Raw genomic sequence first — 10,470 nt, 5'->3', positions numbered from 1 at the left:
CGCCGATGATCGAAAGCAAGAGAAGCAAGACGCTGCACAGCGCAATGCGATCGAAGGAAAGTTCGGCGAAGGCAAACGCAAGTTGGGTTTGGGCCGAATTTGCTCCCGCGGTGCTCATACAAGTTTAACTGTCATCGCTATCCAGTTTCTGGTTATGAACCTGGAACGGCGACTGCGGGTTCTTTTTTTCTCTTTTTTCAGATTCATTGCGTTCCGTCCGATTTTTTGCATGAAAACCGCAAAGAAAATCACGGTCTAGGCTCATGCGTTGGGAGCAGCTTAAATTGATCTTGTTCAGCAAGCCCTATTATACATCCTCTTCATTTGACAAGGCACGTTGCTTTTAATCCTTATAAGGATCAAACTCATCGGCCCCGGCCATGCAAACTCCGATCGGCTTCAACACGTGCAAAAGCGCTTCGCTTCGAGCCGCCGCTCGAAAGCCAAGCGCTTTTTCGCGAATTCCTTTATTTCACAAACATATGATGGCCGATCTTCTTTACCACTTTCGTTTTCTTGGCTTTGTCGGGCTCCAGCTTCGGGTTGAAGAAGTAGAGCGCGCCGGGGACATTGTTCTCGCCGGACAAGGCGGCCAGAGCCGCTCGGAGGCTGTCGCCGGATGCCGTCTCCGTCTTCAATAGCCCGTTCCCTGCCGGAGGGAACTGGCCAGGGGCATAAATGACGCCTCTGACCGTATCGGGAAATCTGCCGCTCTTCACTCGATTCAGAACGACGTTGGCGATGGCCAGCTTGCCCTCGTAAGGCTCGTTCCCGGCCTCGATCTCCACGATCTTGGCGAGCAGAGCCGCATCGGCCGTCTCGGGGTCCAGGAAATCCGGCACCACCACCTTCAGGCTCTGGCCGGCCTGGAGCGACCCGTCCGCCAGCCCGTTCCGAATCATAAGCGCCTTGGCCGTCGTTCCGCTAGCCTCTGCAATGCTTGCCAGCGTATCGCCGCTCCGAACGACGTACGGCTCCTCCGTCTTAATGGCAAGAGTCTTCCCTTGGTCTTGCCATCCTACGCTCGCATGCATAGCCTCCGCCAAGGTGCGCAGAGGAAAGTACGCGTTGCCGTCTCTTACTGTAACCGCTTGCGGAATATCGTAAGCCTTGCCGTTGTACGTGACCACCGACTCCCCGGTCCGGAACGCCAGCTTGTCGCCGAGTCCGTTGCTTACGGCAATCCGGCCGGAGCCGCCGTCATAAGCCAGCTGCCAGCCCATCCGGTCCGCAAGCTCCTTGACCGGAGCGTAGGTCACTCCGTCCGCCATCCGCAATTGCGGGTTCAAGCTCAATTTCTGGTCTTCTATATATATTGCACTGTTCGAATTCGCAAACGCCGCTCCGGTACCCACCGTCAGCAGCAGTCCGAGAGCCGTCACGGCCAATCTCATCAACCGCTTTATTCCCGTCATCTCCTTTTTGCGGATTGTAGTACAATCGACTCACTGTTCGATATTATACAATCTACAAAAAGGAATATTTTAAATATTAACGATTTTTCATCGATGATGCGGAACAATCTACGCATTTATCCGGAAACTGTAAACCTTCGCTTGTGTAATAATCGGGATTCGTCTCATCGAACACAATAACTCTGCCGCATCTCTTGCATTCAGCTGTTTGCCCAATTTTGTCGCGTTGCGAACTTTTATGTTGCTACTTGTCATGCCAATCCCCATGTAAGCGTATACTGTATCAGGTTCATTTCGAAAAGGGGGGATACGCGTGAGTAAAGTGTCGAAATTCATTCTGCACTTTTTTCGCGTTCATGCTCGCTGCCGCGTGCCTGTTTCCTCTTAATCCGGCAATTGCGCTGGGAAGCTTTACGACTTTCATTGGGCGAAGCGGCGACAAGCTGATGGATGGTATGTCCGAGTATCGTTTTATCGGAACCAACGCCCCGTTCCTGGAGCGGGCATGGGCCGATCCGGCGGAGATGGAGGATGAGATCCGCGCCGCAAGCCAATCGGGGATTAACGTGATCCGCTTATATCCGCTCGAGGTCCGAATGAGCAGCGACCCCCCGGGCACCTTCCGCCATGTGATGGGACCCGGCCAATTTAATGAAAGCGCTTTTAAATCGCTGGACAAAGTCCTTGAGTTGGCGAACCGTTACGGGGTCAGGCTGATCATCCCTTTCGTGGACCGTTACAATTACGTCGGAGGAACGGCAGATTGGGCGGCGTTCCGGGGCAAGAGCGCCGATTCGTTCTGGAGCGATCCGGTCGTCAAGCAGGACTTCAAAGATTTTATTCGCTTCGTCGTTCTTCGCACCAACACCTACACAAAGGTGCCGTACAAGGATGACAAAGCCATTCTGGCCTGGCAGCTGGGCAACGAACTGACTTCAACGGACAGCTGGACGAGCGAAATGGCCGCGTATATCAAGAGTCTGGATGGCAACCATCTGGTTGGCGACGGAGGTTACGTGCGCGCGCAAGGAATCCGGACGAATGCGCTCAATGATCCCAATATCGATTTTATTGATCCTCATATCTACCAGTATCACAATTACCCGAATCCGATTGCCAAGCTGAATGAATGGAAGGACACGACCCGCGGAAAAAAACCGCTGATCATCGGCGAATTCGGCGATTTCTCGCCCGATGTTACCGAGGAGCTGCTGAATACCGTACGAAACAACGGAACGTCCGGAGCGATGATCTGGGGCAGCATGTCCCACCACAGGGCGGGCGGGTGGCACTGGCCCCCGGTCGGCGATTGGTCTTATTTGCGCTATCCCGGTCTCCCAAGCGGAGATTGGGCGAACGAAGCCGTCATCTTCAACAAGCTACGCAGCTACGCTTATTCGATAAAGGGGTTGCCCGTCCCTTCGTGGCCGGCGCCGGACGCGCCCATCCTGTTCCCTGCCGATTCCGTGCACGCCCTCTCCTGGTTCGGCGTCTCGGGCGCGGACTCTTACGACGTTGAACGCGCCCCCAGTCCCTCCGGGCCGTGGACCGTGATCGGCAGCGGCGTAACGGACGATATTACCGCACCGGATTATCTGAATTATCCCGTACCGATTATGGACGATACGACCGCTGCCGAAGGAACAAGCTACTACTACAGGGTCAGGTCGAAAAATCCCGACGGTCTATATTCCCCCTATTCGAATACGATAGGACCGGTCACGCCGAGAAGCGTCGTCGTGCTCGACAACGCCGACAGCGGATACTCCGAGACGGGAACGTGGGGGGACAGCCCCCTGCCCGGAAGCTACAACGGCGGTTCCCGTTACAGCAACACGCCCGGCAGCACGGCGACATGGGCGCTGAACATTCCCGGTCCCGGATACTACAATGTGTACGTTCGCTATCCGTATTACCAGAATTCGACGCAGACCGTCACCTACACCGTTTATCATGACGGCACAACCGATACCGTAACCGTCGATCAGAAGACCGTCGCGGAGGGTCAATGGCATTTGATCGACTCGGCTTATTTCTCCGCAGGCAACGGCAATTTCGTCATGCTGACCGCCGGCCCCGGTTCTGTCACCGGCAATATCAGCCGCGCCGATGCGGTCATGCTTGAGCCCGTATATTTCGGCGACCTCTTCCAAAGCGGCGGCTCCTCCGACTGGACGGCGCTCGGCGGCACTTGGTCCGTGGCGGATGACGCCGGCACGAAGGTGCTGAAGCAATCCGGCGCGGGCATTGCCGAAGCAAGAGCAGGAGCGGTATACGCCGACGTCTCCGTAACCGCAGCTATGAAAGCGTACGACAACGCCGCAGCCGGCTCCGCTTCGGGCGTCGTGGCGCGTGCCAGCGCCGATTTCTCCAACTTGTATATGCTGCGCATCCATTACGCTCTGAACAGAGTCCAACTATACAAGAAAGTAAACGGCGCTTGGACCAACCTCGGAGAAGCGGAGTTGCCCGCAAGTCCGGGAACCTGGTATTTGCTGCGCCTGGAGCTCACAGGGAGCAAAATTACAGGTTACGTCAACGGCGTTCCGCAAATCAGCGTCACCGATGCCAGCTTGACGGAAGGATATGCCGGCTTGAGAACGTACGATCAAACCGCCGTATTCGACTATTTTATCGTTGCGCCGATTTGAGCTCCAATCTTGTGAACCGTGCGGTGTATGCTGCACGGTTTTTTACGCGCTGCGATAAGCTTCCTTTATAGACAGAAAGTTTCTCGCAAATAAGCTGCGGATGTAGAACGGCGCATCAATGACGTTCAGACTTCGGATATATTTGTCCAGCATCTCTTCCGAGGTATCCAAGCGTTCGTCGCCGAACATGGACAGAAATAAGCAAAGCACGCTGACGATATGCAGCAAATAATTCGAAAAATTCGAATACCGGACCCATTCGATATGAAACTGCAGCCACTCGAGCAGCGGCGGGTTTGACTTGCGGTACAAACTCAGCGCTTTGCGCAAATCCCAGCCGCTGATATCGAGCTTGTCGCTGATCGGACGTTCGATGACGTCCCGCTTTTCGAAGATACGCCTCAACATCTTATATCGCTTAGCCTTTCGGCATCGGCATAAAAACATTCTCTCTCTGCCCATCTTCAAATTCCACTTACGCGAAACCTGGTTCGGCTGACGGAAGGCTGCAGAACAGCCGGATTTTGTTTGTCATACAGTTCTTTGTAATAACCATTCGCCTGAAGCAGCGTCCGGTGGTTTCCGCTCTCGACAATCCGGCCCTTCTTCAAGACAAAGATTTGGTCCGCGTGAATGACGGTCGATAACCGGTGAGCGATCATGACAATCGTTTTGCCGTGACGCATTCGGTCAATGGACTCCTGGACCAACTTCTCGCTCTCGTTATCCAGCGCGCTGGTCGCTTCATCCAGAAGGATAATGGCCGGATCTTTGAGGAACACGCGGGCAAGCGCGATTCTCTGCTTCTGACCGCCGGATAGCTTGACGCCTCTCTCTCCCACTTCCGTCTCATAGCCGTGCGGCAATGCGGCAATAAAATCATGAGCAAACGCTTTTTTGGCCGCTTCTATCATCTCCTCCTCCGTTGCGTCCGGCTTCGCCATCCGGATGTTGTCCGCAATCGAAGTGCTATAAAGAAAGTTATCTTGCGTAACGACGCCCAGTTGGTTTCGGAGACTCGATAGCGTGTAGTCTTTTATATTCGTGCCATCGATCGAAATTTCACCGTTGTCGACATCATACATCCGGGTAATGAGCTGCAGAATCGTACTCTTGCCTCCGCCGCTTTCGCCCACGAATGCATAGGTCTTCCCTCGTTCAATGCGGAAGGTTACTTCGTCGATTACCTTGTCCTCGCCGTTATAGGAGAACGTCACCCGGTCGAACACAATGGCGTCCTTAAGATGTTCCAGTGTCTGCGCGTCTTTCTTCTCTCTTACAGTGACCGGCACCGACATAAAATCGAAGATGCGTTGAAGGGCGACACTCCCTTCGGCGATGACAGGGAAGGCTTGCACAAGAGCCGCTACCGGTCCGCGCATGCGATCCACATACGCAAAGAACGCAATCAGACTTCCAAGCGACAAGCCTCCGTCAATAACGAATAAACTGCCGACGGATACGACCAGGAAGGGAGTGATGTCGCTTAATACGTTGACGGCAGCAAGTGATACGGCTTGAATGCCGGCCTGCCGGTCCGTGATCCGGCCGTACTGCTCCAAGTGGCGGTCCAGCTGCTCGCGGTCGCGTTTTTCCGCTAAGAACAGCTTGGACCATAAAGCCCCTTGAATCTTCTCGAAGACAAACCCGCTCAGAACCGAGCGGTAGTTCATCATGCTCCGCGTCGTCGACTTCACCTTCCGGGACAGAAAGTGGGCCAGCGTAAATTGAAAGCCGACGAGGAGGACGGAGAGCAGTGTCAACTCCAGGTTCAAGGTAAGCATCACACTGATCACGCAGATCAGGACGATCATTTCAATCCAGACGTTCGAGAAGACGGCGGTCATATAGCCCCGTATTTTTTCGATATCGTCAAAGAAACGGGTGCCGATCTCTCCGCTTCTGTTGTCGGCAAAGTATTTGGCGTCCAGGGCGTGCACCTTGGCAAATGCATCTTTGCGGAGTTCCGTAATAATCCGATTATTGGCTTTGTTCATGAAATACTGCCTGACATACTCCATGGGCGCGCGAACCAAGAAAAAAACGCCTACCATGATCGCTGCGATGAAGAGCAGCTGCCCCACTTTGTCGCTGCGGGACAGCGTATCGTTGCGAAGGAGATCATCGAACAGGTATTTGACGACGAGCGGCACGGAGAGCGGGATGAGGAAGCGGAACAGGCTTCCGATGAATCCTAGTAAGTACAGTTTCTTCTGCTTGCTGACATACGGCCAGAATGAACGCAGTTCTCTCATGGCAATCTCCCCTCCTTTTGCGACACGGGCTTCATCCTCTTCCGGATCCACACATACACGCTGTCTATCAGGCTTATGGCCGCGCCTCCTGCAGACAACGCCCAGCCGATCCGAACCGCATGCTCCGGCACAGCGTCGTCATAGACATTCGCCGCAATCGTACACCCGAAGCATACAAGCAGACCGATCAGGCCCAATAATCCGATCCCATTCATAAATCGATCCTTCATCTGTGTCATCCCCGTTCGCAGCTTGATTCCCGATCTAGCTCCATCTTATAGCCGCCGCGAGCCCCGCATCGCGCAATCGTTGACCGGCGTCCCGCAAAAGATTGCGTTCCTCGCGCAAAACCTGACCCGGCTGCCCCTAACAAAAAAATCCCCTCCGCGCAAACGGCATCGCCGCCTGCACGGAGGGGCGGACCGCATCGGCTCCTCCCTTAATCCACCTGGACGACAAAGGGGATCGTCGTCACCACGCCATGCCGTTGGAACTGCACCCACAACCGGTATAAGCCCGAATGCGGGAAGCGGGTCGTAAAGCGGGCCTCCGGCCCCTGCGTCAGGTCCCCGCTCGGATGCACATGCAGATAATCCTCGGCATCTTCGCTCAGAATGACCACGTGACCGGCGGCTCCCAGGTAGGGTTCCAGATCGATGATCGGCTGTCCCGTATTCGCGTTGGAGAGGGCAAAGCTTAGGTCGACGTCCTCGCCCGCCCGAAGGCGATCGCCCGTCAAGACGACCTTGAGCCCATCCACGGTCTTCACATGCTCCCGATCGGCCTGAAGAGGCACGGCCGGTACAGAATCTCCCTTTACCGTTATCCACGTGGATTGGGTCGTCGTCGTCTCCCCGGCCGCGACATAATCGGCAATGAGCTTATACCGTCCGCCATGGGGGAATGTCGTCCGGATCTCAAACAGGCCGCCGCCCTCGTACTCGGGATGGATATGGGCGAAATAGGACAGATCTTCATTCACGACGATCAAGTGCAGCAGCTTTTCGTGATTCACGTCGAAGCGTTGGACCGGTTGCCCTTTGGCATCCCGAATTTGAATGCGGACCGTCGCTTCCTGTCCGGCGGCGAGATCGTCCGTCGACCACTCCGCTTGGGTTGCGGACGCCTTCGCTTGCTTCGCTTGGCCCATGCCCATATCGTCGCCGTGTCCCTGAGCCTCTGCCTGACTGTCACCCATGCTCTGATCGTTCACCGGCCCCGCGTCCTGCCTGCCGAACCCGTATCCGGCAGAAAACGTCATGACGACAAGAAGCAGGACGATGATAAACTGCATTTTTCCATTCATCAGACGGTCACTGTCCTTCTCTGTTTTTTGCGCCTGCTGCAACCGAAGCGCATTCAGCACCACGGATACGGAGCTAAGCGCCATCGCCGCCCCGGCGAGCCACGGCTCCAGGAACCCAAGCGCCGCGATCGGGATGCCGACCACGTTGTAGGCCAGCGCCCAGAACAGGTTCTGCCGAATGTTGGCCATCGTCAGCCTGCTCATCTCGATCGCATCGGGAATCCGGTTTAAATCGCCGTGCATGAGGGTCACCCCCGCCGCTTCGATCGCAACATCCGTGCCCGTCCCGATCGCCATGCCCACATCCGCCGCCGCGAGAGCGGGGGCATCATTGATTCCATCCCCTACCATAGCGACATGCTTGCCTAAGGCCTGCAGCTTCCTCACTTCATCCGCTTTGCCGCCCGGCAGCACGTCGGCAAGCACCTTGTCGATCCCGGCTTCCTCCGCGATCCGCTTCGCCGTACGTCCGTTGTCTCCGGTCACCATGATCACGTCGAGGCCAAGCCGCTTCATACGGGCAACCGCTCCGGCGGAGGTGGTCTTCAGGGTGTCCGCGACGCCTACGAGCCCTGCATACCGGCGGTCGACGGCGATCAGCATGACGGTCTTCCCCTCCGCTTCCAGCCGCGCCGCTTCCTCGCTCGCCCGCTCGATCGCCACCCCCGAATCGGCCAACAGCCTGCGGGTTCCGATAAGGATATCGCGGCCCTCGACAACTGCAGCGATCCCGAAGCCGGGAATGGCCCGGAACGATTCGACCGAGGGCAAGCCGATCCCCCTGCTCCGCACGCCCGCTGCGATGGCTTCCCCAAGCGGATGTTCGGAGTTGCTCTCCGCCGCGCCGATCCAAGCAAGCAGCTGCTTCTCGTCGTAGCCGTCCTCGATGCGAACATCGGTCATCTCCGGCTTCCCGCGGGTGACGGTGCCGGTCTTATCCAGAAGAACCGTCGTGATGCGATGCGTACTTTCGAGGTGCTCGCCGCTTCTGAACAGAATGCCCATCTCGGCGGCGCGCCCCGAGCCCGTCATAATCGAGGTGGGGGTCGCAAGCCCCAGCGCGCATGGACAGGCGATGACCAGAACGGCAATCGCCTTCTCCAGCGCGCCGGCCGTATCTCCCGGTTCCGCCCAGACATACCAGATCAGAAACGTCAAGACGGCAATCCCGATCACCACGGGCACAAAAATGCTCGAGATCGTATCCGCCACCCGCTGAATCGGCGCCTTGGAGCCTTGCGCCTCCTCCACCGCTGCAACGATCCGGGCCAGCGCGGTGTCCTTGCCCACACGAACCGCTCTTGCCTTCAACATTCCGGTCTTGTTGGCGGTCGCCCCGAATACCGGATCCCCGGCCCGTTTGGTCACCGGCAAGCTTTCGCCGGTCAGCATCGACTCGTCGACTTCCGAGCATCCGTCCTCCACGATTCCGTCGACGGCCACCTTCTCGCCGGGTTTGACGACGAACAAGTCGCCCTGGAGAACCTCATCCAGCGGAACGCGCCTCTCCTCGCCATGACGGATCACCGTCGCCGTCATCGCCTGCAGGCCCATAAGCGACCGGATGGCTTCCGACGAACGGCCCTTGGCCAGACGCTCCAGCAGATTGCCGAGAAGAATCAGCGTAATCAGCACCGAACTCGTCTCATAGTAGAGAGGTGAAGATCGCCCCAGAAGGGTGTTATACAGGCTGTAGCCGAAGGCGGCCGATGTTCCCAGCGCCACAAGCACGTCCATGTTCGCGCTGCGGTTGCGCAGCGCCTTGAACGCGCCGATATAATACCTGCCCCCGGCGAGGAACTGAACCGGGGCCGCCAGAGATAATTGAAGCCAAGGATTCATGAGCCGTTCCGGCACCCAGATCCAGGAGGTGTACGTGTAGTCGCCGAGCATGGCCCACAGCAGAGGAATCGTCAGCATCGCCGACGCGATCAGCATCCACACCTGATGCTGGAGCTCCCTTCGCTTGCGGTCCGCTTCCCCCAAGGCTTCCCTCCGGGGTGCCGCCTTGTAGCCCAACTGTTCGATCCTGCCGATAATGGCCGACATCGCGGTGCGAGCGGGATCGTAGGTGACGCGCGCGGTCTCCAACGCGAGATTGACCGATGCCTCCACACCCTCCAGCCTGTTCAGCCCTTTCTCGATGCGCGCCGCGCATGCGGCGCAGGTCATTCCGGATATGGCGAGCGTCTCCTGCCTGCCGACATTTGGCTTCAGACTCATAACACGACGTTGTAGCCGTGGGATTCGATCGCGGCGACGATTTGCTCGGAGCCGATGACGCTAGAATCGTACAGAACGGACACCGTCCCCGCCTCCAGATCGACCTTCGCTAGCGCCCCAAGCTTCGCCAATGCGGCTTCGATGGTATGGGCGCAGTGCCCACAGCTCATGCCGCGAACCGTCCACGTGTCCGTTCTCATGTGATCTTCTCCCCATTCTCTCAGATTTGGCTTACAGGCTAATCCCAACCGGTATGCCCTTATCTTAGAGCGCCGCGAGCCCTGCCAACGCGCAAATCGTGCGGCCGTTCCCGCAAAATTTTGCGGCCTCCGCGCAATCGCCGCGCCGGTGCCGCCCCCATGTAAGAAAAACGCCTGGCGGCGTCCTTTAAGTTCGTTCAACTGAGTTCATACGTGTAAAATGGCCGGGTGTGGGGAAAAACCTATACCCGGCTATTTTCTTACATCGCTAATCCTGTACTCGTAACCATGAATTCCCTTGTAATATTCCGGGTACATGCCTCCTCCGCATTCTTCGCAGCTGAATTGCGGAGGTACGGTTGGATCTCCATCATCCATCGCATCGAAATTCCGAACGACATTCAGCGGAATCTCTTCTGT

General features: G+C 56.9%; 5 protein-coding genes and 2 pseudogenes. 2 read left to right on the top strand and 5 right to left on the bottom strand.

Annotated features, from left to right (window positions below; genetic code table 11):
- A partial coding sequence (locus G485_RS0116520) for a transposase (RefSeq protein ID WP_027093439.1) occupies positions 1–259 on the top strand: 259 nt, incomplete at its 5' end.
- A gap of 208 nt (positions 260–467) precedes the next feature.
- On the opposite strand, the gene G485_RS28545 is transcribed toward G485_RS0116520, so the two are convergent.
- Positions 468–1,394 (bottom strand): cell wall hydrolase, encoded by a 927-nt coding sequence (locus tag G485_RS28545; RefSeq protein WP_205620160.1) that lies wholly within the window; start codon positions 1,392–1,394, stop codon positions 468–470.
- A gap of 97 nt (positions 1,395–1,491) precedes the next feature.
- Complete coding sequence (locus G485_RS31550) at positions 1,492–1,632, bottom strand: zinc-ribbon domain containing protein (RefSeq protein ID WP_156922422.1); 141 nt, start codon at positions 1,630–1,632, stop codon at positions 1,492–1,494.
- 229 nt (positions 1,633–1,861) lie between these two features.
- Here G485_RS31550 and G485_RS26960 point away from each other — a divergent pair, with 229 nt between their 5' ends.
- Positions 1,862–4,066: a golvesin C-terminal-like domain-containing protein gene (locus tag G485_RS26960; protein ID WP_240489176.1), complete on the top strand. Its 2,205-nt coding sequence runs from the start codon at positions 1,862–1,864 to the stop codon at positions 4,064–4,066.
- A gap of 42 nt (positions 4,067–4,108) precedes the next feature.
- Here G485_RS26960 and G485_RS31545 read toward each other — a convergent pair.
- The 3 genes and pseudogenes from G485_RS31545 to G485_RS26955 form a co-directional block, all read right to left on the bottom strand.
- Positions 4,109–4,462: pseudogene (locus tag G485_RS31545) on the bottom strand (DNA polymerase beta superfamily protein); the annotation flags it as partial.
- A 68-nt stretch (positions 4,463–4,530) separates the two neighbouring features.
- Positions 4,531–6,321, bottom strand: coding sequence for an ABC transporter ATP-binding protein (locus tag G485_RS0116500; protein ID WP_027093437.1), 1,791 nt, complete (start codon positions 6,319–6,321; stop codon positions 4,531–4,533).
- Positions 6,322–7,654: 1,333 nt separating this feature from the next.
- Positions 7,655–10,050, bottom strand: a pseudogene (locus tag G485_RS26955) (heavy metal translocating P-type ATPase); the annotation flags it as partial.
- Positions 10,051–10,470: the final 420 nt, after the last annotated feature.

Origin of the sequence: Cohnella thermotolerans DSM 17683 (assembly GCF_000429825.1) — a bacterium.
Taxonomy (GTDB): Bacteria; Bacillota; Bacilli; order Paenibacillales; family Paenibacillaceae; genus Cohnella; species Cohnella thermotolerans.
This window is presented reverse-complemented; position numbering and strand designations above follow the sequence as displayed.